The following is a 26,708-nucleotide window of genomic DNA, read 5'->3' on the forward strand; positions in this document are numbered from 1 at the left end:
TTATTATGACCAATTTTTTAGATTTTATAGAGAATAATGTGCTTCTACTTGATGGAGCGATGGGAACACAGATTCAGGGCGCTAACCTTGAAACGGAAAAAGATTACTGGGGACAGGAAAACTGCTCGGAGATCCTCAATCTTTCCCGCCCTGACTTTATCCGTGATGTCCATATGAAATATCTGACGGCGGGTTCGGACGCGGTAGAAACCAACACTTTCGGTGGCTCAACCATAACACTTGGTGAATTCGGACTTGAAGATAAAACTATTGAGATAAACCGCAGGGCTTGCGAACTGGCGCACGAGGCGATCGCCGAATTCGCGAATGACGGCAGGAAACGTTTTGTAATTGGCTCAGTAGGACCGGGTACAAAACTACCAAGTCTTGGTCATATCGCTTATGACGCGCTGGAAGAATCCTTCACAGCACAAATGGAAGGGCTAATAACAGGCAAAGCCGACGCTATATTAATTGAGACCACACAGGATGTTCTGCAAATAAAATCAGCGATAAACGCCGCGAAAATAGCTTTCGCTAAAACCGGCGTGAAACTTCCGATAATGGTACAGATAACCATTGAGACTACGGGAACCATGTTAGTAGGTACTGATATAGCAGCGGCTACTACCATAATGGATGCGATGGATATTGACGTTATGGGCTTAAATTGTGCCACTGGTCCGCAAGAAATGGCAAGACACGTGCAATATCTTTCCAAAAATTGGCAGAAAAAAATATCAGTCCTACCTAATGCCGGACTGCCAGAAATACGTGATGGGCAAGTATATTTTCCATTATCACCGAACGAAATGGCTGGCTGGCTTGAACGTTTCTTAAAAGAAGATGGAGTTAATATAATCGGTGGCTGTTGTGGCACTAATGAAACCCATATCAAAGCCCTTGATGAAATGCTAAGAAAGCAAGAATCTGGCAAAAACCGCCCTGCTCCCGCTAAACGAGAGATTCATTTCATACCGGCGGTTGCCTCTCTATTTAACTCTGTGGAGCTTAGACAGGAAAACGCCATTCTTGCTATCGGTGAACGCTGCAACGCCAATGGCTCCAAAAAATTCCGTGAAGCGCAAGAGCGTGAGGACTGGGATACCTGCCTTGATATGGCGAAGGAGCAAGTGCGCGAAATGTCGCATACTTTGGACATATGTACCGCTTTTGTCGGACGTGATGAAGTGCGTGATATGAGTGAGATGCTCACCAGATTGCGTGGCAATATCACCGCTCCGTTAGTGATAGACTCTACTGAGCTGAATGTTCTGGAATCAGCCCTTAAACTTTATGGTGGCAAAGCGATAATCAATTCTCTTAATTTTGAGGATGGTGAAAAACCAGCGGAAAAACGCATGGCACTCGCTAAAAAATTTGGTGCGGCGGTAGTCGCCCTTACCATTGATGAGCAGGGAATGGCAAAGGATGTGGAAAACAAAGTAAAAGTAGCTCACCGGCTTTATGATTTCTGCTGCAATAAGCACGGATTACCACCGTCTGACCTGTTGATTGACCCACTCACTTTTACCATCTGTACCGGCAATGAGGATGACAGGAAGTTAGGGTTATGGACACTGGAGGCGATAGAGCGTATCGCCAAAGAACTCCCAGAAATACAGATTGTTTTAGGGCTTTCCAATATATCTTTCGGGCTTAATCCCGCCGCTCGTCATGTACTAAACTCAGTATATCTTGACCATGCCCGCACAAGAGGAATGACCGCCGCCATTATCCATGTATCAAAAATTATGCCCCTGCATAAAATCCCAGCGCATGAAGTGGAAGCCGCTGAGGATTTAATATTTGATAGACGTAGTCCGCTGGAGAAAGTGGCTTAGAAGCACTTATAAAATATCACCTAAATTAACCTTACCACTACCTCTTACCGCTGGTTTTGGCTGAAGATCGCAAGGCTTCCAACCGGTAAGCGTTATAATCTCAAAACTCGCCTCAATGCGCCCATGTTCGTTTGAGTAGTCACGCAGATAATTATCAACCGCCACCATCATCAGTGAACAAGGAGTAAACTCTTTCGCGCTGCCTAACATACAGTTACTTTCTCCCATACCTCGCAGCTCTTTCATCAGCTTCAGCGGATGCGGATATTCCACTCCTATAACATCACTATCAACCACCGGCAAAGAAAAACCTGCGCGCTGTAATAGTTGTCCACCAGTTTGTACGTCAATAAACGGTGATACTCGTGGTGAGACCCCGCCCCTATTTTCTATCTCCGCCTTCTCAAAAGAAGTTCTCAATTCCTTTAATGTCTGTCCGCCAAAGAGCATGGCTATAAATAAACCGTCCGGCTTTAATATTTTCCTTATTTGCACTAAACTGCCCGCCAGATCATTCGCCCAGTGCAAAGTTCCAACGCTTAGTATCAAATCAAAGCTGTCATCGGCAAAGGGCAGAGCTTCCTCATCAGCGACAATTCTATCACCACTTGCCGCTGATAACAAAGCATGTGAATTATCCATTTGTAATAATCTACCAATAGTTTTCTTCTCTCCCAACATTCGCGCGAGAATTCCAGTCTTAGCGCCCAAATCCAGAACTAAAGGAAAATCTTTTTTTATATAATCCAGCCGTTCGCATAAAAGTTCTGCCATCTTCACAAACAAAAAATCATGGTCAGAGAAGACTTTTACCGAACGCTCTTTGTGAATACGTAAACGTTTTTTATCAAAGATAAGAGGATATTTTATAGAATTCATATAATAATTTATTGATATTTAACAAAAAACACAAAAATTCGGCTTCTCAACCTAACTTCCCAACATTTAACAATATTGTCACACTACAAATAACCATATATGATAATTTTAGTTAATAAAACAACAACAATATAAAAATGATACAAAATCCTTAATATGACAAATTATACCGCAAGACACTCTCAAAACCCTCTCGATTCTACGAATCCTCTTACTCTTGCTTACGAATTAAGCAACCGGCAAATTGATATTATAAAAAATAATGAAGAATTGGGCGGAGATGTTGTCGCAGACAAGCTGAAAAATTTACGTGACGTGGTATGGGGAAATGAAAGATCCCAAAAACCAGCATCAGCACAGATACAAAATTCTACTTTTAGTGCTGTTTTCAAAGATCTTAATAAACATCAAAAAGAACAATTAATCTCTTCCTACGCGCGGATGGGACATTTGTATGAAATATCCTTGCTATCCGCCCGCTCAAACTATCTAAAAAAAATGAAAAGCTCGCATGACAAAACTATTCCCGGTGGTGTTGCAGAACTCATAAGCAAGAATAATAGTTCAGGAAACAGGTTGTCTGTCTCGCAACTGGTTGAGCAGCTAAACCAGCCAACACTTGAAATAGTAATGACCGCCCACCCGACAAATGTAAACTCTCTTGCCTCAATGAAAGCACAGCGTGAAATCAACAAAGCACTGGAATTAGACAACAACGACGAAAAAGAAAAAATAATTAACCGAGCTATTAAACAATACCAGACAACGCCAATACCACATCAAGTTGAAAAAGAAGACGGAACAAAGGAAACTAAAAACCTTACGGTTCGTGACGAGATAGAAAAACCTCTATATTATCTGGGCAATATTTATGAAGACCTACCGAGATTATACAAACACCATGATGATGCTCTTGCCACAGTAAGAGGTGGGGATGGTGCCGCAAAATATGACCCCACCACATTAAACCTGAAAGCTAAATTCGGCTCATGGGCTTCCGCCGGTGACAAGGATGGCAATATAAAAATAACCGCCGAAAACACACTAGAAGCCGTTGCTCTCCACACACAGGCAATTCTTAAACGTTATCACAAAGATTTAGAAAAACTTGATATAAATGAATTAAATGAATGGAAAACCAAATTCAATACAGCACTAGAACAGCTTGAGCCATTATTAAGAAACATAGAAAAACTTCGCGCCGACGCTCAAAAAGATGAAAAAGATAAAGACAAAGACTCAACTCCCGCACGCTTAAGTGGACGATTTGATAATTTATCAAAAGAGTTAGCTAAAATCCGCAGTAATCTTGGCAAAGATAAAGATTTTGAAAACGACCTATTAAAAAACTCTAAAAGACAGATAGAAGAAAAATCTGGCAAGAATCAAGACTCCCTGAATCTCCTGCGTCGCTTCCGCACCTTTGGTTTTAACTTCGCAAAAATTGAGTATAGGGAAACCGCTAAAGAATATGACCGTGTGGTTGGTGAGGTAATAGGGAAAGTGCAAATTGGTGATGAATTAGTAAAGTTCTCGGAGCTAACACCACAGCAAAAAGTAGAAACACTCACCAAAATTTTACAAAAAGATGGTAATAAAGCCGCTGAACTCTTCCAAAAAGCTGAGGAAAAGATAATAACCGAAGGTGCCGGTAAAAAATATAGTGATGATACAGCCATGCCAATCGCCTACCATACCTTCAAACGTATGGCACTTGCCCGTGACTTCAACGACATGATACGTGATAACGTGCTTGCTGAAACTGGTCAATTAGAGAAGAAAAAAAATGGTGATAAGCCAACATCTGAGGAAACGGTGGCTCAAGGCGTCGCTAATATGTTGGAAGCTAAATTTGTTCAAATGGCAGTGGAGAAAAAAGAAAAAGACGGAAAAATAAAACGTCCGGTTCTTGGTATAGTCCCTCTTTTTGAGGAACCTGATACTATGACAAATATAGATAGAATAATGAGTGCCGCATATGAAAACGAGGCATATAAAAAACATCTGCATGATGTACTTCATGAAAAGGATAAACCTAACCTTACACAACAAGTAATGATCGCCCATAGCGACAATGCCCGAAGAGCCGGATCAGTCGCCGCGCGCGCTCATATCCACGATGCCCATATAAAAATGAGGAAGCTAAATGAAAAGCGCAGAAATGAAGAAGCGGAAAACATAAAAACAGAATTCTTTGAAGGCGGCAGCATCTCGGATACTTACCGCAACGGAGTAAAAGCCATATCGACATCGGTAAATGATTTTGAGTTACATGATTTCGCTAAAATGACCTTCCAGGGTGGTGATTTGCTCAACTATTTCAACCATCCTTCTTCTACCGCCAGGCTATTTGACAGACAATTAGCTCATCAGGCGGAAGCTTTAATTAAAGGTGATGACGGAGAGTGGACAATAAAAAAAGAAGCGCGAAATGGTCATAACTCCAATGAAGTGGCAAACAATATAGCGATCAACGCACTCAAAGAAACCCAGCAGCACTATCAAGAAAAAAACTTTACCGAAGAAACTATGGGCACGTTACTTGCCGCCCTTGATTACAAAAAATTCCAGCCAATCATGAACGATAGTTCGCGAGGCAACAGAGGATCCGTAATTAAAAACCCAAAAACCACCATCGGTGCGACAATAACCGAAATAGAGCCAATTAACGTAGAAAAAATACGCACTATCAGCGCGAGTAAAACAGCTCAGGGCAGTGGGCTTGTCCTGTCATGGGTTGGTTCAAAAAGCCTAGAAGAAAATATAATAAAAAATATCAATGATAAAATTACCGAACTAAATAGAAAAAAAGAACAAACCAAAGATGAAAAAGAATTCATAGAAAATATGTCAAATCATACTGCGAAAAGCAATGACAAGACTTATGGTAAAAATGATAAACTAACAGCAAAGCAGCTACATTATATTTTTGAAAAATCACCGGCATTCCGTGATGCTATAAATAATGAGGCTTTTGCTATTGCCATGACCGATCTCGACGCGGCGAAATCACTAGCGACAAAAAATTTACAAGATAGCTCAGAAACAGCGCAGAACGGTAAAAAATATTTGGATCGCTTACAAAGAACTTACACCAATGTTTCAAAACTTGCCTATAAATCTCTTACCGGTCATGATTCTCCATTCCGCAAAAGAACAGAAAATAAAACATACGCCCACGGACTCACTCATAAAATGCCATATATGGAAAAAGATATAACCATAAAAACTAATTATCGTAATGCCTTATTGCATTGGAAAATGCATAACCCAGAGATATTCGATGACTTAAACACAGGAAGAGCAGCACAATCAGCGCAGGATACTGTAGAGCATGGTCGCTGGTTAGGGGTAAGCGATCCAACATTTGTTGAGCAACAAAGAAATTCTGGCATTAGAATATCGTAATTACCCATCAGAACGAAGCAAATATAAAAACCTAAATGATTATATGATCATTTTACGCTACAATCATATGTATGATAATAGCAAACAAGTTTCTCAACATAATTTTTCCGCCACAATGCTTAATCTGCAAGAATATAGTGTCGGAAAATGGCACACTATGTCTTGATTGCTGGCAACAGATACGGTTTATCAGCGATCCAATATGTGAAAAATGCGGAACATCATTTGAGTATGATATGGGAAATAACGCCTTATGTGCCGGATGTATCCATGACGAACCCAAATATACAAGAGCAAGAGCCGCTTTTTGTTACGATGAGCATAGTCATAAATTAATAACCAGACTTAAATATTCCGATCAAACTCAACTAGCTATAACCTATAGTAATTGGCTTATAAACGCCGGAAAGGAGTTTATTGAGGTAAGTGATATAGTAACACCAGTTCCCCTGCATTACCTACGCTTCATCGGTCGCAGATTCAATCAGAGTGCCTTACTCGCTAGCAATTTAGCCAGCAAAACAAATATAAGTTATCTGCCAGACCTATTAAAACGTAAACGCTATACCAAGCCACAAACCGGACTAACTAAAAAACAACGAGAGAAAAATGTGAGAAATGCCTTTTTAGTAAATGAACACTATATAAAGTCAGTAAAAAACAAGAATATATTGCTAATAGATGATGTATTTACCACCGGCTCTACCATCAATCAATGCTCAAAATCACTCCTAAAAGCTGGCGCTTCACAGGTAAATGTGCTAACATTGGCGCGAACTATTAAATGATGAAGGGTTGCGATATGACAATAAGAATTAGGAAATTTATAATATCCTCAATCGCTATTATCACCTTATTTTCCCAGCCTCTATATGCTGATAAGCCAGAAAAACATGGCAAATCCGACAAATGGTACAAAGAAAATAAAAAATCGTATAATGAATATAAAAAACACAAGGAACATCACAGCGACGCTAGACATCATGATGGCAAGTACGGAGTTAACGTATCTATATCGTTCAACGACAATCAGCGCAGGGATACTTATAATTATTTAAGTCGTAAATATGGTAAACCTTGCCCGCCGGGACTCGCAAAAAAACATAATGGTTGCCTTCCTCCAGGACAAGTGAAGAAATATCGTGTTGGCTATCCTCTAATGTATGGAGGGCATGACATACCGCGTGATCTATACGATATTTTACAACCAGCACCGTATGGCTATAGATATGTAATGGTTGATAAGGATGTACTGCTAATATCTGAGGGAACTAAAAAGGTAATCGACGCAATAACCTTGTTCTCATCAGTCGGGAAATAATAACTTTATATCTCCTACTCTACCCCACTATAGCGTATAAATTCGTGTACTTTATTATGGTATTTGACAAAATCTTCATCGAAAGAATCTTTCTTCAATAACATTCCATAACTTATCTGTAGTTTTCCTTTTAATGGATAGTCGGCGGTGCAGTAAAACTGTTTTCCTGACTCAAAACATTTAAGAAAAATTGGCTTGCCGTCTGGAGATTGCAGGGTTGTTTCTCTCCAGTAATAATGTGTGCCATCATATAGAAAATCAGGTTGTTTGTCGTTTTTCATAAGAGAATCTTTTATTTTGACAAACTCTTCATGTGTATCACTGGAAGCAAACATGCGGCGTGAATTGTATTTCCCCTTGAGATATAAATTAAGTTTTTGCGGATAAAATAAAGACTCATAAGAGTGTTCGCACAGTTCATGAGGAAGCTGTGGAGCAGAGTCACCACATATTTTATTGTTTTCTGGATTTATCATTTTTCTTGGTAATCTAGAAAAATTTATCGAAAGCATGTTTGCCTGAATTTTCTTATTACCGTTGTCAAAATCCGAGCAGAATTTACGAAAGCTTCTGTTTCCAAAAAAATAATAATCTTTGCTATAGTCACCAAGCTTATGTTCACCATCTCCAGTAGAAAATGATAGTATGGTAAGCCGTACCATGGAAAATATATTATCGTCTAAATAAACAGAGATAGTATCAAAATCACACCGCGGATCAGGCGCGCGATGCTGCCACTGACTCCATAGCACAGGAGCGTAAACTATGGGGAATATGCTGAGAAAACCGAGTATCGTGACAATCACACGTGTTTTAAGAGAGTGTTTTTTATGTTCCAGATACATGGTTATGGCTCGGGTAATGATTCCAATGAACAGTAGCGTAAAACAGAGTATAAGAAACGGGATAACGAACGCATCGCCAAAGGAGCCGTTATAGCCCGGTCGATTACTGACGTAGAGATGATCAGCATAGAGATATGCCAGCAAACCGCTTACCAGCATTGTGTATAGCACCAGCCATTTTTTTCTGCTCAGAAATTGAGGAAATACAAGTATAGAAATGGGGATAGTTAGCAACAAAGAACTGGTTTCAATCACAGAAATAACGAACATTAAACTCAGAAAACTTACGAAAAAAATTATCTTTTTACTGAAGAAAAACGAAGCCACCAATATGCTTGCGGTCGCCAAAGCAATAGTCAGCATTGCATAAGTTATATGCATAAAATTACCCCACTAAATATTAAAATATTTCGCCTGTGGATGATGCACTACTATCGCTGAAGTTGACTGCTCAGGGTGGAGTTGAAACCCTTCGGAAAGCTCAACGCCTATCTTATCAGCGTTAAGCAGTGAAAGCAGCAGTTCCTGATCCTCAAGACGTGGGCAAGCTGGATAACCGAATGAATAGCGTGATCCGCGATAACCCTGTTTAAGCATTTGCTTCACATCACGCGCGTCCTCATGTCCAAATCCGAGTTCACTACGGATACGTTTATGGGTATATTCAGCGCAAGCCTCCGCCATTTCTACACCCAGACCATGCAAATATAAATAATCTTGATAGCGATTACCAGAAAACCAATCCCTCGCCACATCCGCTACTTTTTGACCAGCAGTTACTACTTGCATGGCAAGCACATCACGTTCGCCGCTATCAACGTCACGGAAAAAATCAGCCACACAGATTCCACCATCCTTATCCTGACGTGGCAAATCAAGCTGCCCAGTTTGCTTTGTCCCATACTCATCAAATAATAGCAAGCTATTGCCCTGACTGGCGCATTTGAAAAATCCATAAGCGGCTTTCGGCTGAATTATATTTTCCCGCTCACACTCAGCAAGTAGATTACGTAAAATAGGCCGTACCTCAGCATCCACCCATTTCCAATATTCATCCAGTGTTTTGCCCGCCTTCTTAAACCCCCAATGGAAGGTAAAAACCATCTGCTCATTAAGATAGGGCACTAACGCCTTAACCGGTATAGATTCAATAACTCTAGCTCCCCAGAAAGGTGGCTCTGGAACCTCAACTTGTTTCGCTAGTTCCTGTCGTTTAAGCTTAATCGCCTCCCACTCAACCGGACGCAGCTCACTGCCTATTAATTTCTGCCCGTCAACATCATTTTGCGACCAACGTTTTTTAGCTTTAGAACTTGTCGGTCTGTTATGTTTACGTTTTTTTATTTCCTCAAGATGCGTATCAAAACCACCATCAGCGATCTTGTTCATTAAATCCAAACCATCAAAAGCGTCACGAGCATAAGCCACCCTACCCGCACCATAAGCGGCGACACAATCTTCCTCAACGTAAGCTCTGGTAAGAGCGGCACCACCCAACAATATCGGTATATCTATGCCACGAGTGGTAAGATCTTCCAGATTCTCACGCATTATAACCGTTGATTTCACCAGCAAACCAGAAAGTCCAACCGCGTCCGGCTTCACCTCTTCTACTGTCTTTAATATATTATCTATTGGCTGCTTAATGCCAAGATTATACACCTTAAAACCATTATTGGTCAGGATAATATCCACCAGATTCTTGCCTATATCATGCACGTCACCCTTGACGGTCGCCAGCACGATCTTCCCTTTATCCTGTCCTTCCACTTTCTCCATGAATTTCTCAAGATGGGCAACCGCCATTTTCATGGTTTCCGCGCTTTGCAGTACAAATGGCAACAACATTTTGCCAGAACCAAATAATTCTCCCACTACCTTCATACCTGAAAGCAAAATCTCATTAATGATAAATAACGGATCATGATCTTTCATCGCCATATCAAGATCATCTTCTATGCCCTTTTTATCACCATCAATAATACGCTCTTTAAGCACTTCCTCTATGGTATCAGGTCGCTTTTTAGCTATGGTCGCCTCACCCTTACGTCCTTCAAAAATAGAAATAAAATACTGCAAAGGATCATAGGGGTCTTCCGCAGTCCCCGCTGGTTTTTTTGGTATGTCTGTCAACTCTTACTTCCTTTAATTATAAATAGATTATAATATATATACGTATAACATATTACAGTCAAAGACCTTCCACAAATCCGGCAAGACCTTCCTGACGAACTCTTTTTAAGCGTTCCGCCCGCAAGATACTATCTATTTTCGTGTGGGTTTCCTCTATATCCTGATTCACTAGGACATAATCATATTCCTGCCAGTGACTTATCTCAGCTCTTGCCTTACTCATTCGCTTCTGCACTACCTCATCAGAATCCTGAGCGCGCGCGCGCAATCTGCGCTCAAGCTCTACCATTGATGGTGGAAGTATAAAAACACTCACCACATCATCAGGCTTTTTACTTACAAGCTGCTTGGTTCCCTGCCAGTCAATATCAAACAGAACATCCGTTCCCTTACCTATATGCTCACTGACAAACTTCTCGGGCGTGCCGTAATAATGGTCAAAAACTCTGGCATGCTCCAGCAATTCATTATTTGCGACCATCTCATTATATCTGGCTTCATCTATAAAAAAATAATCCTTACCATCAATCTCGCCAGAGCGTATAGCTCTAGTAGTAACCGACACAGACATCACTATAGACTCATGCTCATCAGCGTCTTTATATCTTTCAATAAGTCTACGTGATAACGTAGTCTTTCCAGCGCCTGATGGTGAGGAAAGTATAAATAACAAACCACGCCGCGCGCGCTCAATTCTCGCATGTAACCGCATATTATTTCCAGCAATCTAGTTAAGTAAAATTTTTATAGAATTAACAAGTTCCTCTGTTTTAACATTATAAGGAAAGTGTTTTACATATTCTCCATTTTTATCCATCAAATAAACATAGCCAGAATGATTTACCATATAATCATCCCCTTTGTCGCTATCAACCTTAGCGAAATATGTTTTATACACATCCGCTACCTTGCTTATTTGCTCATCAGAGCCAGTAAGGCCGATTATCCGCTTATCAATATTCCCCAAATATTCTTTTAATACTTCCTGAGTATCTCTTTTAGGATCAACGGTAATGAATATGGGAGCTACCATATCCGCTTTATCACCAAGAGATTCCATAACACTAGCAAAGGTAGCGGCGGTGACCGGACATATGTCAGGACAATGAGTAAAACCAAAGAATACCAGCATCACCTGCCCACGAAAATCTTTGTCACCCACCACATTACCATCTTGATTTATAAGATAAAATTCACCTCCTATAAACGCTTTCTCTTTATTGGAGCTACCTGCAACAGCCGTATTATTAATATTTTTATTCTTGGTCACAAACAAAGTAAAAGAAGTAAATAATAACAATAAAACAACCAATGAGAACAAAAATTTTATCATAAATCAACCTCTTACAAGAAAAAATGCTTAACAAATCACGTCATATTACTTGCGCCGATAACATAAATATGTTAATATTTTATTTATGTTAACTGTATAAAATGTAATTATATGTTTACTCCTATTAGTAGCATAACAGCGACCACCGTGTCATCAACTTTGGCATTATCTCCACTGCCAAATAGCAGTAGCTTTGCCGTAAATAGTAACAGCATTATTCCCGCCGACATAGTTCAGAATCATGTAAACAGCACCAACAGGAATAAAGCTGTTAATATAAAAAACTCTTCAGAAAACAGTTTTCCAACTAATGAATCAACAAATAACTACGCTCCAAGAATAGCGAACAATAATAATTATCTAACACCTAGCAATTCACGAGCTATATTTCTCACACAACTTGCCAGCGGTGATATATCTCCTGAAATACAAGGTATATTCGCGCAATATAACAAACTGATAAGTTATGCCAATGTAAAATACAAACCAAGTAACGCTGGCAAACCAAACATTGACCCTAACAGCATATTCAGCCTGTTATTGAGGCAAAAGGACAACTCACCTAGCGTAAATATCACCCAAAAACCTCAAGCCACACAGATAAATAGTATCGTTAAAATTAATTACACAGCTAATACTGATGATACGCAAAATGCTGAAACTGACATAGTGCTGGACTCAGCTTCCATAATTAATTTTCTTAGTAATAACGAAAACGAAACAAATACGGAAACAAATAAATTCTCAGCGAGAATAAATCCGTATGTTGAGACTATAATTAGAAATAATAATATTCCACCATCTAATGTACAAATAGCCTAAAAATTGGCAAAGTACTTTCTTGACTCATAATAGACAAACGGCTATCAGGTTATATATCTTTTCTATAAACCCAAACATGAGCAGGTGGCACATTCATAAAAACCATTTTAACCCGCCTTCCCGTAAGCCCATATTTTTTCATTTCGCTATAACTTATGGGTGACTTGTGACCGTAAGTAAACTGTATTATAATACCATCATCACCAATAACCTTTGCCATCTGCTCCTGAATTGAATGACGAACCGCGACCGGCATAGTAATAAATGGAAGGCTAGATACTATAGCGTTTACCTTCCCCATACCATACTTGCATATTACCTTTTCTAACTCCGAAGCGTCTTCACAGACAACTTTTAAGTTACTAAATATAGCGTGTAACAATCCAAATAACTTTTTATCCCGCTCAATAACCAATACACGTTCACGCGGTATATCTGCCTCAAGCAATGCCTGAGTTACCATTCCGGTACCGGCTCCCACTTCTATAATAGAGCCTTCTCTTGCTGTATCTATTTGTGCGGCCATCGCTCTAGCAAGCGACCTAGAACTCGGAAGAACAGCCCCCATTTTAAGTGGAGAACGCAGCCACGCCGCTATAAAATGATGTCTAAGACGACGATGTTTTACCTTATCATATTCACTGCTCATTTGCCGCTGCATTTTTTATCTGCCTCACTGCTGTTTCTATTTTCAGCTTCAGAAGATACCTTCCATACTCCGCTGATGCAAGTGTAGAATCACCAGTAGAACCGACATTATTAAAATCACGTATAGTGTACTTACCAACAAGTTCTTTACGCACCCCATCTTCATCTATCGCCATCAGTTCGGAAGTATCCTCAAAACCAGCATGAGTGTTATAGTCTTGAAGCGGAACATTATGCTTTTTTATCCACTCACTCTGACCGTTATTATCATAATAATCAGAAACTTGTAAAACATTAACTCCCTTATCTTTCCATTTATTTGAAAGATCTGCCGCCAGTTCTACCTGAACCGCTTGGTTACCGCCAGAGTCACCGATAAAACATATAAGCTTAAAACCATGCTGTTTAAGGCTAGCAGCTATATCCTCAAGCAACATCCGATAAGTCTGTTCACGCAGTGAAAAAGTACCTGCGAATTTCATATGTCCTTGCGGTGGGTTTATGTTCCCTTCAGGAACGTATTTAACCACTGGCGCGACCAAAGCGTTACCAAGCTCTTTTGCTATTTCACCAGCGGTATAGCGCACTATTATATTATGCTTACCGATTATCATATGCCGCCCATTCTGCTCACTGCCACCAGTTGGGATAATTACTGTGGTCATACCAGAATCAATTTTCTTTCTTACCTCTGGTGAGGTCATCCGCTCTATATATACCTCATCATCAACCCGTATATCCGCATCAATTACCCTGCTACTATTCTTATCAATAGTGGCAAAAGACTGGTGGTTAATGAACGCTATTACGGAAAACCCACAAAGAAATAGGAAAAAAACTTTTTTATATAAGCTATTCATATATTATACTCATTATGAATAAAACTATTACATAATTTTATTCAATTTTACGTTTGCTCCGCATCAGAAAACCTTGTCTTGCGGATAAGGTTTTCGTACTTATTTTGGATAAAAATATAAAAAACTAACCACGATATATTATCATGAATAAACAAAAAACCGAAGAAATATTCAAGCGCCTAAGTGATAAAGAGCCATCACCAAAAACCGAACTATACTACACTAATGAATATACTTTGCTGGTCGCTATAGTTCTTTCCGCTCAGGCGACCGACGCTGGAGTAAATAAAGCTACTCCCTCTTTATTTTTGGTAGCTGATACCCCACAAAAAATGGTGGATCTTGGTGAAAAGCGACTAAAAGAACATATAAAAACTATCGGACTTTTTAATAGTAAAGCTAACAATATAATTTTACTCAGTAAGAGACTTATTGATGAATTTAACGGCAAAATCCCACACTCACTTAATGAGCTAATGAGTTTAGCCGGTGTTGGCAGAAAAACCGCTAATGTCTGGCTAAATTGCGCCTTAGGCATGCCAACTATCGCCGTTGATACTCATGTATTCCGTGTAGCGAATAGGCTAGGCTTATGTAAAACTAAAACCGCCAATGCCACCGAATACGCCCTTGATAAAGTAATCCCCAAAAAATGGAAACAACACGCCCACCACTGGCTTATACTGCATGGTCGTTACACCTGCAAAGCCCGCAAGCCGCTATGCGATAAATGTGAGTTAAACGATTTATGTAAATCAGCGTTTTTATAGCAGCACCAATATAACTAAACCATTAACACTTACTCTTTTAACAACCCCTTCTCACGGTAATATTTCACGGCACCAAGATGCAACGGCGCGACATTGTCATTAGCTACCATGTTCTTCATATCAAGAGTTGTAAAAACTGGGTGTAATGTTTTGAAATTATCCAAGTTTTCAAATACCGCTTTTACTATCTCATACGCCGCTTCCTCATCTAAGTCAGCCGACGCTACAAGCAAAGCCCGCACCCCAAAAGTCTTAATATTCTCAAGATTAGCGCTATACATACCAGAAGGGATTACTTCCTCACTATAAAACGGATTATCCTTGACCATCATATCTATATCATGTTGTCCAATTCCAACCAGTTTAGCTGAACACAAAGAAGCGGCTTCCTGAAGAATTCCATTGGGATGACCACCAGCGTAAATTATAGCGTCAACCTTGCCTTGACACAAAGCGCTGCCCTGTTTTCCCGCTCTTAGATTTATAATACTCGCGAATTTTCTTTTATTAAAACCTTTTTTCTCTATCAACTCATCCATAGCTGCGCGCATACCAGAACCAAGAGAGCCTGTATAAATTTTCTTTCCCCTAAGATCATCAAACGACTTAATCCCCGACTGTTTCCGAGCTAAAATAGTAAAAGGCTCAGAATGAAGCGATAGTAAAACCCGAAGATTTTTATCACTACCAACATCAGCGAATACGCCCTTTCCATTATAAGCGTAATACAGCAAATCAGACTGGACTATGCCAAGCTCAATATCTTTATTATGAATCGCCTCAAGATTAGCTATTGACCCACCTGTTGATTCAACGGCACAACGTATATTATGTTCTTTACGTCCACGATTCACCATCCGGCATATAGCACCCCCAGCAGGATAGTAAACGCCGGTTACTCCGGCAGTGCCAATGGTAATATCCTTCTCTACCGCGTAAACAGCAGAAATATCAATAAATACAGCAAGAAAAGCAGAAAAAGACGCAACAAGGAATTTCCTTTTTGAAAACATAAAAACCCGTAACTAACCATATGATAATTTATATATGGGAATCATGATAACAAAAATAAACCCTCAGCACAAGAAGGTCTATAGGCTATGGTCAAATATTATACCAGCACAGCGCTCTTTTTACGTCTTTTATCCACATACATGGACATATCAGCGGAGGAAAGCGCCGACTCCGCGTCATCACCAGAGCGTACCGAATAGCATCCATAAGAGGTTTTCACATATAGCTGAGTTCCATTAAAAATAAACGGTGTGCCAGACAGCTTCTCAGCTATTTTCTTTCCTCTTGATTTAGCGGAGCTCTCATCCGCGTAATACATAATAACCGCGAACTCATCTCCCCCGATCCGTGCCAGAAAGTCAGAATCCCGCATGATAGATGACAATATCTGCGCTACATGAATAATAGCCAGATCCCCAGCGGCATGCCCATAATCATCGTTAATTGCCTTAAAATCATCTAAGTCAAAATATAAAATAGTTGATGGATGCCCATAACGCTCTTGCATATTAATCGCCCAAGAAAGACGGCGCATAAAAGCCCGCCTGTTGGCAATCGGAGCGACACAATCAACATCCACCAAACGTTCTATTTCAGAGAGATTTTCTTTAGTTCTGGATAAATCCCTGCTTAAATCATCCATTTTTTCCAACAAAGCTGATATGACCAAACGTACATTATCCGTAATCTCTTCAGCGGGAATTCCAAGAGATTCAATACGTTGAGCGAGAATATTCCTGCGAGATGGAGATAGTTTTTTTACAGATTTCACTTCATCAACAATACTACTCATGCCAAAACTCTAATCCAAAAATATTAAAATGATCGGTATAACGCTAAGCTAACAGCAAAATGATAAATGTAAATATCTTTCAAACGCTAAATTACATTTAGCATAGTTTACACAGTTTATAGCTCACCGCGAAGAAAGTTTGTAAAATTTAACCATTTACAATATTGTAAGCCAACTATACAATTAACACTATGTTAAAGTTTTTCAATAAAAGCAGGCTAATAAAATTAGAATCTTTTTTAGAAGACACCATTCCAATTGCTAATAGCAAGTTCAAAAATATTGGTGAATATTATCAAGCCATATGCAAACGTCATAATATTATCAATGCCCCGAAAATAGTTGTAAAAAAAGACTTTCCATTTAGTGGTGCTGTTACCGAATATAATACAATAGTATTAGGTGTACCAAATTTAGATATGCTTTCAGATACAGAAAAAAGGGCGGTTGTTATGCACGAGTTAGGTCATATTTTAAGAGGCGACATGGGAAGTTCAAAGAGAGCTTATGAATACGCAGCCGACCGGCTATCAATCGCCTTACTTGGAAGAAAGTCGCCTATCATATCTGTCATAAATAAAACCCATAAAGTGTTTGAACAAGAAATGATAGAGCTAAAAAACAGCGAACATCCTATATTTAGGATCATAAGCTACATACTAAAATCAAGGATGGAAAAGACTTACGGCACACATGCTGAAAGAATAGCCAATATAGAAAGAAGCTCTATCAATATACAAAAAACCAACCTACAAAAATTATTAGAAAAAAGAAGAAACACTCAAGATATACAAAGATAACTATTTTAATCAATATCTACCTAAATAACTCATAAAAGCTAATAGCGGCGGCGTTAGAAACATTAAGACTTTCCATATTTCCTGATATAGGAAGCCTAATAAGCGCGTCACAACGCTCAGCGGTCAGCCTGCGTAGTCCTCTACCTTCCGCTCCTAAAACCAGTGCTGTTTTCTTATCAAATTTAATTTCAGATATATCCTGCTTTGCCTCGCCATCCAGCCCATAAATCCAGTATCCCGCCTTCTTGAGTATATCAATAGCTTGCGCCAGATTACCAACTGTAATTAATGGCACTATCTCCAGCGCGCCACTTGCCGCCTTTGCCATTACTCCACTTTCAGCTGGCGCGTTACGGTCGGTCACTATCACCGCGCCAATATCAAAAGCCGCCGCGCTACGCAGTATAGCGCCAACATTATGCGGATCACTTACCTGATCCAGCACCGCGAGTGGTTTATCATAATTTCTCTCTAACCATTCCCGCAAATTAGGCTGGTTAAGCGGTGAACATTCAATAGCCACTCCCTGATGCACCGCCTCACGTGGCAATATCTCAGAAAGTTTTTTGCCATCAATAATCTGTATATTTTTTACGTTGGAAAACGTTTTTTCCCCAATCTCATCACACATGGACCTAGTCAGCATTACACGCTTTATCTTACGCGACGGATTAGACATAGCGGCAATAACCGCATGCTTGCCATATAAAAAATGCGCCATAAAAACAACTAATAAAGCCTAACTGCCAGATGAAACTAGTGGAGTATTATCACCATTATCATCAATAGTTTCCGCAGCCGCGATCACTTCCTTCTCACGCTCGGAAGCAATCTTACGCATACGCATAACCGCGGCGCCCGTTCCCGCCGGTATCAAACGACCAACAATAACGTTCTCTTTAAGACCTGAAAGCTTATCAACCTTTCCAGCGACAGAAGCTTCCGTAAGAACCCTAGTTGTTTCCTGGAACGAAGCCGCCGATACGAAACTATGAGTTTGCAAGCTAGCCTTAGTGATACCTTGAAGCACTGGAGAAGCGGTAGCTCCCTTATAGCCTTCAGCTATAGTTCTGCTATTTACAGAATCAAACTCCTCTCTATCAACCTGCTCACCATTAAGGAAAGTAGTCTCATTAGGGCTATCAATCTCTACTTTTTGTAGCATTTGCCGCACGATAACCTCAATATGCTTATCATTTATAAGCACCCCTTGCAGGCGATAAACTTGCTGAACTTCCTTCACCATATAGCGAGCTAGAGCTTCAACACCCATAACCTTCAGAATATCATGCGGAACAGGATTACCATCAAGCAACAGATCGCCTTTCTGAACATAATCACCTTCCTGAACGGTAATGTGCTTACCTTTAGGAATCATATACTCAACCGGCTCAACCGCTTCATCCTTAGAACGGACAATAACCCGACGTTTATTTTTATAGTCCTTACCAAACTCAACTACACCCTCTGTCTCAGATATAATAGCGTGATCTTTCGGTTTACGAGCTTCAAACAACTCAGCAACACGTGGCAAACCACCGGTAATATCATGCGTTTTGGTTGATTCACGAGGAATACGCGCCAACACATCACCAGTATGAACTTCCTGACCATCACTTACTGAGAGAATCGCGCCAACCGGCAAGAAATAACGAGCTTCCAAACCATTAGCTAGAGTTATTATCTCACCTTCCTTATTACGAAGAGCGATACGAGGTTTCAAATCAGCGCCACGTGTCTGTTGCCGCCAGTCAGTCACTATCTTATTAGAGATACCGGTAGCCTCATCAAGTACCTCACGCAATGAAACACCCTCAACCAAATCACGATAATTAGCAAAGCCAGCACGCTCAGTGATAATCGGTAAAGTATACGGATCCCACTCCGCTATTTTCTGACCTTTTTTAACCGCCTCATCTTCTTTAGCTAGCAGGCGGGTACCGTAAGGCACTTTATAACGAGCGCGCTCACGATTATTCTCATCACGCAGAACTATCTCACACGTACGACTCATCACCACCAGGCGACCTTTAGAGTCAGTTACGATATTTTTGTTAGACAAGGTAAATGTCGCGTCATGGCTTGACTCAACACTTGATACTTCCGCGCCACGCTGCGCCGCTCCCCCGATGTGGAATGTACGCATGGTAAGCTGTGTTCCAGGCTCACCAATCGACTGCGCGGCGATTACCCCAACAGCCTCACCGATATTAACCTCTGTGCCACGCGCCAAGTCACGACCGTAACAATTAGCGCATACACCTTTCTCACTCTCACAAGTAAGAACCGAACGCACCATAATCTCTTCAATTCCGGCTTCATCTATCCGACCAACGATCAACTCATCAATCATCTGACCAGCGCCTAAAATCTTCTCGGAACTAACCGGATGGTGAACATCACGCGCGCTAGTACGACCAAGAATCTGATCAGCGAGCGGCACGATTATGTCTCCACCTTCTATAACCGCCTTAGCGATAATACCACGATTTGTACCACAATCTCTTTCCGTTACGATACAATCCTGCGCCACATCAACAAGACGACGTGTTAGGTAACCAGAATTCGCGGTTTTAAGAGCGGTATCAGCAAGACCTTTACGCGCGCCATGCGATGAGTTAAAATACTCAAGAACCGATAGACCTTCCTTAAAGTTAGATATAATCGGTGTCTCAATAATCTCACCAGACGGCTTAGCCATCAAACCACGCATACCGGCAAGCTGCTTAATTTGCGCGGCGGAACCACGCGCGCCAGAATTTGCCATCATGTAAATGGAATTAATCTCACGAGCTTTGAATTTCCCCTCTTTATTCCTGCCAACAGATGAAATCTGTTTCATCATGTCATCAGCGACCAATTCGGAACATTTAGACCAAGCGTCAATAACCTTATTATATTTCTCACCAAGAGTTATAAGACCATCAGCGTATTGCTCCTCAAATTGCTTAACCTCAGCGAAAGTATCATTGAGATGCTTATGCTTAGTTTCCGGCACTATCATATCATCCTTACCGAAAGAAATACCGGCTTTAGCGGCATGCCTAAACCCAATTCCCATCAGACGATCCGCGAAAATCACCGTCTCCTTTTGACCACAATGGCGATACACCTCATAAATAAGGTTAGAAGCCTCTTTCTTGGTAAGTAGTTTATTTACCACAGAAAATGGTAATTTCGGATGTCTTGGTAATATATCAGAAATCATCATCCGCCCCGGTGTTGACGAAACCACTTGAGTTAAATCATTACCATTCTCATCAACCGTACGATAACGACATTTAATTTTACTATGTAAGGTAACAGTACCATTATCAAGCGCATGCTGTATTTCTTTAGTACCAGTAAATACCATTCCCTCACCCGGTTCACCATCTGACTCAAGAGTGATATAATAAAGACCAAGAACTATATCTTGACTCGGCACTATTATCGGATGCCCATTAGCCGGAGATAATATATTATTGGTAGACATCATAAGCACACGCGACTCTATTTGCGCTTCTATTGATAGAGGAACATGCACCGCCATTTGGTCACCATCAAAATCCGCGTTAAACGCTGTACATACTAGCGGATGCAAATTTATCGCTTTACCTTCAACCAACACCGGCTCAAACGCCTGAATACCAAGACGGTGAAGAGTCGGCGCTCTATTCAACAATACAGGATGCTCACGTATAACTTCCTCCAATATGTCCCACACCTCAGGACGCTCCGTTTCCACCATACGCTTAGCGGCTTTAACTGTTGTCGCTATCCCATAAAGCTCAAGCTTGGCGTAAATAAACGGCTTAAATAACTCAAGAGCCATCTTCTTTGGAATACCACATTGATGAAGTTTAAGTTCAGGACCAACCACGATTACCGAACGACCAGAGTAATCCACCCTCTTACCCAGTAGATTCTGCCGGAAACGTCCTTGCTTTCCTTTAAGCATATCAGAAAGTGATTTAAGCGGGCGTTTATTAGCACCGGTAATAACCCGACCACGACGACCATTATCAAATAACGCGTCCACCGACTCTTGCAACATACGCTTCTCATTACGCACGATAATATCAGGAGCTCGCAATTCCATCAAACGCTTAAGGCGGTTATTACGGTTAATAACCCGACGATATAAATCATTCAAGTCACTGGTCGCGAAACGACCACCATCAAGCGGCACCAGCGGGCGAAGCTCAGGTGGAATCACCGGAACCACATCCATTATCATCCATTCTGGTTTATTTTCCGAACCAAGAAAAGCCTCTATTAGCTTAAGACGCTTTACCAACTTCTTGCGTTTCGCCTCTGAATTAGTCTCAGCGAGCTCGGCACGAAGCTCTGTTTTCTGTTTTTCAAGGTCAAGAGCACACAGCATTGTCTTAATGGCTTCCGCACCAATTTGCGCGGTAAAAGTGCCATCACCATATTTTTCCTGAGCCTCGTAGAACTGTTCCTCAGAAAGCAGTTCACCCACCGAAAATGGAGTAAGTCCCGACTCAACAACCACAAAAGACTCAAAATAAAGAACTTTCTCAAGATCCTTCAAAGTCATATCCAACAATATACCAATACGACTAGGAAGTGATTTAAGAAACCAGATATGAGCTACCGGAGAGGCAAGATCAATATGCCCCATACGCTCACGACGAACCTTAGAGGTGGTAACCTCAACACCACATTTTTCGCAGACAATCCCACGATATTTCATCCTCTTATATTTGCCGCACAAACATTCATAATCTTTTATAGGACCAAAAATACGCGCACAGAACAGACCATCCCGCTCCGGCTTAAAAGTGCGGTAATTAATGGTTTCTGGCTTTTTTACTTCCCCAAACGACCATGAGCTTATCTTCTCAGGACTCGCTATGGAAATCTTGATCTCGTCAAACTGTTTAGTAGAAGTTAATTGTTGACCAAAAAAACTCATTACTTCATTCATATTTTTACCCTTTAATTTAGGTTTCAGGTTCTAGATGCTAGGTGCTAGATTCTGGTTTTTTGTCTGGGAAACCAAATACTAGCACCTAGTACCTAGTCCCCAGAACCTATTATGCCTCTTCCTCAATCAACTCAACATTAAGACCGAGTGAACGCAATTCTTTCACCATAACGTGGAACGACTCCGGTATACCAGACTCAAAACTATTATCACCACGTACGATAGACTCATATATCTTGCTACGTCCAGCCACGTCATCAGACTTAACAGTAAGCATTTCTTGAAGCGTATAAGCCGCTCCATAAGCTTGCAGCGCCCAACATTCCATCTCCCCAAAACGCTGACCACCAAACTGTGACTTACCACCAAGCGGCTGCTGAGTAACCAACGAGTATGGACCAATAGAGCGAGCATGTATCTTATCATCCACTAAGTGATGAAGCTTAAGCATATAAATATAGCCAACCGTAGTCTTACGATCAAAAGCGTCTCCAGTACGCCCATCGTAAAGCTGCACCTGCCCAGATGAATCAAGACCAGCTTTCTTCAGCCAGTGAACAACATCATCCTCCTTAGCGCCATCAAACACCGGAGTAGCAAAAGGAATACCCTTCTTAAGATTACCGGCAAGCTCCAGTAATTCATTATCTGACATTTTAGCTATGGATTTTTCCAATTTTTTATCTTCATAAGTCTCACTGATGAACTCTTTAAGTTTTTTAACAGAAGCCTGTGATTTGTTCTGCTCTTGAATATCCTCAAGCATACCACGTATCTGCCCACCAATACCGGCCGATGCCCAACCCAGATGAGTCTCCAATATCTGTCCAACATTCATCCGTGAAGGCACACCAAGCGGATTAAGCAATATGTCAACTTGTGTCCCATCCTCAAGATAAGGCATATCCTCAATCGGTACGATCTTGGACACCACACCCTTGTTACCATGACGACCAGCCATTTTATCACCAGGTTGTAGTTTACGCTTAACAGCGACAAATACTTTCACCATTTTAAGTACACCCGGCATCAAATCATCACCAGCGCGAACTTTACCAACTTTTTCCTCAAATCTCATATTGATACGGGAAAGAGCTGAGTCAAGCTGCTTCTTTAGCTGCTCTATCTCATTCATCACCGCATCATCCTTAACGGCGAACTGCCACCATTGACCTTTGCTATACTCCTTAAGAGTTTCCTCGTTTATATCGCTTCCAATCTTAAATCCTTTAGGACCAGAAGTCGCTTTCTTGGAAAGCAATAATTCACTCATACGACCATAAACAAAACGCTCAATAATAGCCCGTTCATCATCACGATCCTTAGCTAAACGCTCAATTTCCGCTTTCTCTATAGAAAGAGCGCGCTCATCTTTCTCAATACCACGACGGCTAAAAATACGTACTCCAACGATAGTCCCAGCCACACCCGGTGGAAGACGCAGTGAGGAATCACGAACATCAGACGCTTTCTCACCAAATATAGCGCGTAATAATTTCTCCTCAGAAGTCATTGGTGACTCTGATTTAGGAGTAACTTTACCAACCAAAATATCACCCGGTTTTACTTCCGCGCCAATATGTACAACACCAATCTCGTCAAGATTACGCAGCGCTTCCTCACCAACATTCGGAATATCACGGGTTATTTCTTCTGCGCCAAGCTTGGTATCACGCGCCATTACTTCAAATTCCTCAATGTGAATAGAAGTAAACACATCCTCAGAAACAATCCGTTCAGAAATAAGAATAGAATCCTCAAAATTATATCCATTCCAAGGCATAAAGGCCACCAACACGTTACGACCCAACGCCAACTCACCAAGATCGGTAGATGGACCATCAGCGATAATATCACCAGCTTTTACCACATCACCAACCACCACCAAAGGACGTTGGTTAAGACAAGTATTCTGGTTAGAACGGGTAAATTTAATAAGATTGTAAATATCAACACCAGGAGAACCGTCTTCCGACACTTCCGAACTACGAATAACTATACGAGTAGCATCCACCTGATCAACCACCCCACTACGACGAGCGATAGTGGTAACTCCAGAATCCTTAGCTACTATTTCCTCCATGCCCGTACCAACAAGCGGAGCGTCAGAACGCAGTAAAGGAACCGCTTGACGTTGCATGTTAGAGCCCATCAGCGCACGGTTAGCATCATCATTCTCAAGGAAAGGAATAAGAGCGGCGGCAACCGACACTAATTGTTTTGGCGCTACGTCAATATAATCAATGCGATCCGCGCTTGAAAGCACAAACTCACCATTACAACGGCAAGAAATCAGATCACCAGTAAATTTATTATTATCATCAACTTCTGAGTTAGCCTGCGCTATAGTATATTTACCTTCCTCAATAGCTGACAGATAAATCACCTCATTAGTAACCCTACCATTCGTTACCTTACGGTACGGACTTTCAATAAACCCATACTTATTCACTCGTGAATAGGTAGCCATTGAGTTAATAAGCCCAATATTCGGTCCCTCAGGAGTTTCAATAGGACATATACGTCCATAATGAGTCGGATGCACGTCACGCACCTCAAAACCAGCGCGCTCACGGGTAAGACCACCTGGTCCCAACGCTGACAAACGACGCTTATGAGTAATCTCTGAGAGCGGATTAGTCTGATCCATAAATTGTGAAAGCTGACTTGAGCCAAAAAACTCACGAATAGCCGCCGCGACAGGTTTAGCGTTAACCAAATCATGCGGCATCACAGTATCAATATCAACACTGGACATACGCTCAACAATAGAACGCTCCATACGCAACAAACCAATACGAAACTGGTTTTCCATCAACTCACCAACCGAGCGAACCCTACGATTACCAAGATGGTCAATATCATCAACCTCACCAATACCGTCCTTAAGACCGACCAACAGCTTGACCGCCCCCACAATATCGTCTTTGGTTAGAACCCCAACATTTTCATCTATAGAAAGATTAAGGCGAGCGTTCATCTTCACCCTGCCAACATCGGATAAATCATAACGATCCGACTCAAAGAATAGAGAATTGAACAATGCCTCAGCGGCTTCCACAGTAGTCGGCTCACCCGGACGCATAACCCGATATATATCAATAAGAGCGTCCTCTTTCGTAAGATTCTTATCAGCGACTAGAGTATTGCGCATATAAGCACCCACATTCACGTGGTCAATATCAAGAATCGCTACATCCTTAGCCCCAGCCTCCTCAAGAACTGCAATAGCGGCAACAGTCACCTCATCACCACCCTCAACGTAAATCTCACCAGTTTGTGGATTAACAATATCAGTAGCGATATATTTACCAACGAACTGTTCGTCACTTACCAAATATTCCTTAAGCCCTTCCTCAAGGAATTTTTTAGCCAAACGAACATTCATTTTCTTACCAGCTTCCGCGTAGATCTTACCACTTTTAGCGTCAACAAGATCATGCGAAAGTTTGATACCACGATAATGCTCAGGGTTAAATTTAGCAGCCCAACCACCCTTTACTCTCTTATAAACGGTATATGTATAGAAAGTAGAAAGTATCTCACTATTATCCATACCAACAGCACGCAAGAAAGTAGTAACAGGAACCTTACGGCGACGATCTATACGAGCATTCACCAAATCCTTAGCATCAAACTCAAAATCAAGCCACGAGCCACGATAAGGAATTACCCTACATGAATAAAGAAACTTACCGGAACTATGTGTTTTGCCGTGATCATGATCAAAAAACACACCTGGAGAACGATGCATTTGTGAGACTATAACCCTTTCCGTACCATTAATGATAAAAGTACCATTGTCAGTCATCAAGGGTATGTCACCCATATAGACATCTTGCTCTTTAATATCCTTAATTTCACGTGCGCCAGTATCCTCATCGACAATCCATACGATAAGACGTAATGTCACCCGCAGCGGAGCGGAGGAATTTATGCCACGTGAACGGCACTCATCCACATCATATTTAGGTGGGTCAAAATGAAATCGTACAAACTCTAAAGTAGAGGTTTCCGTATAATCTTGAATCGGAAACACCGATTTGAAAACCGCTTGCAGACCAGTATCGGTACGCTGCTCCACTGGAACATTTATCTGCAAAAACTGATCATAAGAATTCTTCTGCACCTCAATCAAATTAGGCATAGAAGTAATGGTCTCAATCCTGCCAAAACTTTTACGAATACGCTTACGAGCCGTGAACGAAAGTTGCGAATTTTGAGCCTGTGCCATGAAAACCTCTTAACTAAAGAATACTAAAACGCAAAATCTTAACTCAAATTGAACTCGGTCATAGATTTCAC

19 protein-coding genes are annotated in these 26,708 nt (G+C 41.0%); 7 read left to right on the forward strand and 12 right to left on the reverse strand.

Annotation, left to right across the window (positions count from 1 at the left end; translation table 11 throughout):
- Window positions 1-5 precede the first annotated feature (5 nt).
- Entirely contained in the window at window positions 6-1,844 is a 1,839-nt protein-coding gene (locus R3D71_10310; protein MEZ5692038.1) for a homocysteine S-methyltransferase family protein, read from the forward strand.
- A 6-nt stretch (window positions 1,845-1,850) separates the two neighbouring features.
- On the opposite strand, the gene R3D71_10315 is transcribed toward R3D71_10310, so the two are convergent.
- On the reverse strand, window positions 1,851-2,723 hold the full coding sequence (locus tag R3D71_10315; GenBank protein ID MEZ5692039.1) for a methyltransferase domain-containing protein: 873 nt from the start codon (window positions 2,721-2,723) through the stop codon (window positions 1,851-1,853).
- 156 nt (window positions 2,724-2,879) lie between these two features.
- Between R3D71_10315 and R3D71_10320 the strand changes: the two genes are divergently transcribed.
- The 3 genes from R3D71_10320 (at window position 2,880) to R3D71_10330 (ending at window position 7,452) form a co-directional block, all read left to right on the forward strand.
- Window positions 2,880-6,131, forward strand: a complete 3,252-nt coding sequence (locus tag R3D71_10320) for a phosphoenolpyruvate carboxylase (GenBank protein MEZ5692040.1) — start codon at window positions 2,880-2,882, stop codon at window positions 6,129-6,131.
- Between the two features lie 71 nt (window positions 6,132-6,202).
- Window positions 6,203-6,919 (forward strand): ComF family protein, encoded by a 717-nt coding sequence (locus tag R3D71_10325; GenBank protein MEZ5692041.1) that lies wholly within the window; start codon window positions 6,203-6,205, stop codon window positions 6,917-6,919.
- 14 nt (window positions 6,920-6,933) lie between these two features.
- Window positions 6,934-7,452 (forward strand): hypothetical protein, encoded by a 519-nt coding sequence (locus tag R3D71_10330; GenBank protein MEZ5692042.1) that lies wholly within the window; start codon window positions 6,934-6,936, stop codon window positions 7,450-7,452.
- Window positions 7,453-7,466: 14 nt separating this feature from the next.
- Here R3D71_10330 and R3D71_10335 read toward each other — a convergent pair whose 3' ends face one another.
- From R3D71_10335 to R3D71_10350, 4 genes are read right to left on the reverse strand one after another with little or no spacing between them, the layout of a single operon-like run.
- On the reverse strand, window positions 7,467-8,678 hold the full coding sequence (locus tag R3D71_10335; GenBank protein ID MEZ5692043.1) for a hypothetical protein: 1,212 nt from the start codon (window positions 8,676-8,678) through the stop codon (window positions 7,467-7,469).
- Between the two features lie 12 nt (window positions 8,679-8,690).
- The gene (locus tag R3D71_10340) at window positions 8,691-10,430 is read right to left on the reverse strand and encodes a vitamin B12 dependent-methionine synthase activation domain-containing protein (GenBank protein ID MEZ5692044.1); all 1,740 of its coding nucleotides are present in this window, start codon (window positions 10,428-10,430) and stop codon (window positions 8,691-8,693) included.
- Window positions 10,431-10,488: 58 nt separating this feature from the next.
- Entirely contained in the window at window positions 10,489-11,142 is a 654-nt protein-coding gene (gene gmk / locus R3D71_10345; GenBank protein MEZ5692045.1) for a guanylate kinase, read from the reverse strand.
- Window positions 11,143-11,157: 15 nt separating this feature from the next.
- Window positions 11,158-11,763, reverse strand: a complete 606-nt coding sequence (locus R3D71_10350; protein ID MEZ5692046.1) for an SCO family protein — start codon at window positions 11,761-11,763, stop codon at window positions 11,158-11,160.
- Between the two features lie 111 nt (window positions 11,764-11,874).
- Between R3D71_10350 and R3D71_10355 the strand changes: the two genes are divergently transcribed.
- A complete protein-coding gene (locus R3D71_10355; GenBank protein MEZ5692047.1) occupies window positions 11,875-12,585 on the forward strand; it encodes a hypothetical protein in 711 nt (236 codons plus the stop codon).
- A gap of 49 nt (window positions 12,586-12,634) precedes the next feature.
- On the opposite strand, the gene R3D71_10360 is transcribed toward R3D71_10355, so the two are convergent.
- Both R3D71_10360 and R3D71_10365 read right to left on the reverse strand, forming a co-directional pair.
- Window positions 12,635-13,246 (reverse strand): rRNA adenine N-6-methyltransferase family protein, encoded by a 612-nt coding sequence (locus R3D71_10360; GenBank protein MEZ5692048.1) that lies wholly within the window; start codon window positions 13,244-13,246, stop codon window positions 12,635-12,637.
- On the reverse strand, window positions 13,224-14,093 hold the full coding sequence (locus R3D71_10365) for a creatininase family protein (GenBank protein MEZ5692049.1): 870 nt from the start codon (window positions 14,091-14,093) through the stop codon (window positions 13,224-13,226). The genes R3D71_10360 and R3D71_10365 overlap by 23 nt, the downstream gene beginning before the upstream one ends.
- A 143-nt stretch (window positions 14,094-14,236) precedes the next feature.
- Between R3D71_10365 and nth the strand changes: the two genes are divergently transcribed.
- Window positions 14,237-14,863 (forward strand): endonuclease III, encoded by a 627-nt coding sequence (gene nth, locus R3D71_10370; protein MEZ5692050.1) that lies wholly within the window; start codon window positions 14,237-14,239, stop codon window positions 14,861-14,863.
- 29 nt (window positions 14,864-14,892) lie between these two features.
- On the opposite strand, the gene R3D71_10375 is transcribed toward nth, so the two are convergent.
- Entirely contained in the window at window positions 14,893-15,876 is a 984-nt protein-coding gene (locus R3D71_10375) for a TAXI family TRAP transporter solute-binding subunit (GenBank protein MEZ5692051.1), read from the reverse strand.
- A 98-nt stretch (window positions 15,877-15,974) separates the two neighbouring features.
- Window positions 15,975-16,670 carry a GGDEF domain-containing protein gene (locus tag R3D71_10380; GenBank protein ID MEZ5692052.1) on the reverse strand — a complete coding sequence of 232 codons (696 nt, stop codon included), beginning with the start codon at window positions 16,668-16,670 and terminating at the stop codon, window positions 15,975-15,977.
- Between the two features lie 191 nt (window positions 16,671-16,861).
- Between R3D71_10380 and R3D71_10385 the strand changes: the two genes are divergently transcribed.
- A complete protein-coding gene (locus tag R3D71_10385; GenBank protein ID MEZ5692053.1) occupies window positions 16,862-17,470 on the forward strand; it encodes a hypothetical protein in 609 nt (202 codons plus the stop codon).
- Window positions 17,471-17,486: 16 nt separating this feature from the next.
- Here R3D71_10385 and rlmB read toward each other — a convergent pair whose 3' ends face one another.
- The 3 genes from rlmB to rpoB form a co-directional block, all read right to left on the reverse strand.
- Complete coding sequence (gene rlmB, locus R3D71_10390) at window positions 17,487-18,191, reverse strand: 23S rRNA (guanosine(2251)-2'-O)-methyltransferase RlmB (protein MEZ5692054.1); 705 nt, start codon at window positions 18,189-18,191, stop codon at window positions 17,487-17,489.
- Window positions 18,192-18,209: 18 nt separating this feature from the next.
- On the reverse strand, window positions 18,210-22,403 hold the full coding sequence (rpoC, locus tag R3D71_10395) for a DNA-directed RNA polymerase subunit beta' (GenBank protein ID MEZ5692055.1): 4,194 nt from the start codon (window positions 22,401-22,403) through the stop codon (window positions 18,210-18,212).
- Window positions 22,404-22,512: 109 nt separating this feature from the next.
- Complete coding sequence (gene rpoB / locus R3D71_10400; GenBank protein MEZ5692056.1) at window positions 22,513-26,637, reverse strand: DNA-directed RNA polymerase subunit beta; 4,125 nt, start codon at window positions 26,635-26,637, stop codon at window positions 22,513-22,515.
- Between the last annotated feature and the right edge of the window lie 71 nt (window positions 26,638-26,708).

It is taken from the genome of Rickettsiales bacterium, assembly GCA_041396965.1.
GTDB lineage: Bacteria > Pseudomonadota > Alphaproteobacteria > Rickettsiales > SXRF01 > SXRF01.

Bases quoted from the DNA above. Each gene is read 5' to 3' on its own strand.
- gmk (MEZ5692045.1), bottom strand. From the start codon at position 11,142: ATGCGGTTACATGCGAGAATTGAGCGCGCGCGGCGTGGTTTGTTATTT.
- R3D71_10355 (MEZ5692047.1), top strand. From the start codon at position 11,875: ATGTTTACTCCTATTAGTAGCATAACAGCGACCACCGTGTCATCAACT.
- R3D71_10330 (MEZ5692042.1), top strand. From the start codon at position 6,934: ATGACAATAAGAATTAGGAAATTTATAATATCCTCAATCGCTATTATC.
- rpoC (MEZ5692055.1), bottom strand. From the start codon at position 22,403: ATGAATGAAGTAATGAGTTTTTTTGGTCAACAATTAACTTCTACTAAA.
- R3D71_10385 (MEZ5692053.1), top strand. From the start codon at position 16,862: ATGTTAAAGTTTTTCAATAAAAGCAGGCTAATAAAATTAGAATCTTTT.
- R3D71_10365 (MEZ5692049.1), bottom strand. From the start codon at position 14,093: ATGAATAGCTTATATAAAAAAGTTTTTTTCCTATTTCTTTGTGGGTTT.
- R3D71_10315 (MEZ5692039.1), bottom strand. From the start codon at position 2,723: ATGAATTCTATAAAATATCCTCTTATCTTTGATAAAAAACGTTTACGT.
- R3D71_10350 (MEZ5692046.1), bottom strand. From the start codon at position 11,763: ATGATAAAATTTTTGTTCTCATTGGTTGTTTTATTGTTATTATTTACT.
- R3D71_10360 (MEZ5692048.1), bottom strand. From the start codon at position 13,246: ATGCAGCGGCAAATGAGCAGTGAATATGATAAGGTAAAACATCGTCGT.
- R3D71_10375 (MEZ5692051.1), bottom strand. From the start codon at position 15,876: ATGTTTTCAAAAAGGAAATTCCTTGTTGCGTCTTTTTCTGCTTTTCTT.
- R3D71_10380 (MEZ5692052.1), bottom strand. From the start codon at position 16,670: ATGAGTAGTATTGTTGATGAAGTGAAATCTGTAAAAAAACTATCTCCA.
- R3D71_10335 (MEZ5692043.1), bottom strand. From the start codon at position 8,678: ATGCATATAACTTATGCAATGCTGACTATTGCTTTGGCGACCGCAAGC.
- nth (MEZ5692050.1), top strand. From the start codon at position 14,237: ATGAATAAACAAAAAACCGAAGAAATATTCAAGCGCCTAAGTGATAAA.
- R3D71_10320 (MEZ5692040.1), top strand. From the start codon at position 2,880: ATGACAAATTATACCGCAAGACACTCTCAAAACCCTCTCGATTCTACG.
- rpoB (MEZ5692056.1), bottom strand. From the start codon at position 26,637: ATGGCACAGGCTCAAAATTCGCAACTTTCGTTCACGGCTCGTAAGCGT.
- rlmB (MEZ5692054.1), bottom strand. From the start codon at position 18,191: ATGGCGCATTTTTTATATGGCAAGCATGCGGTTATTGCCGCTATGTCT.
- R3D71_10325 (MEZ5692041.1), top strand. From the start codon at position 6,203: ATGATAATAGCAAACAAGTTTCTCAACATAATTTTTCCGCCACAATGC.
- R3D71_10310 (MEZ5692038.1), top strand. From the start codon at position 6: ATGACCAATTTTTTAGATTTTATAGAGAATAATGTGCTTCTACTTGAT.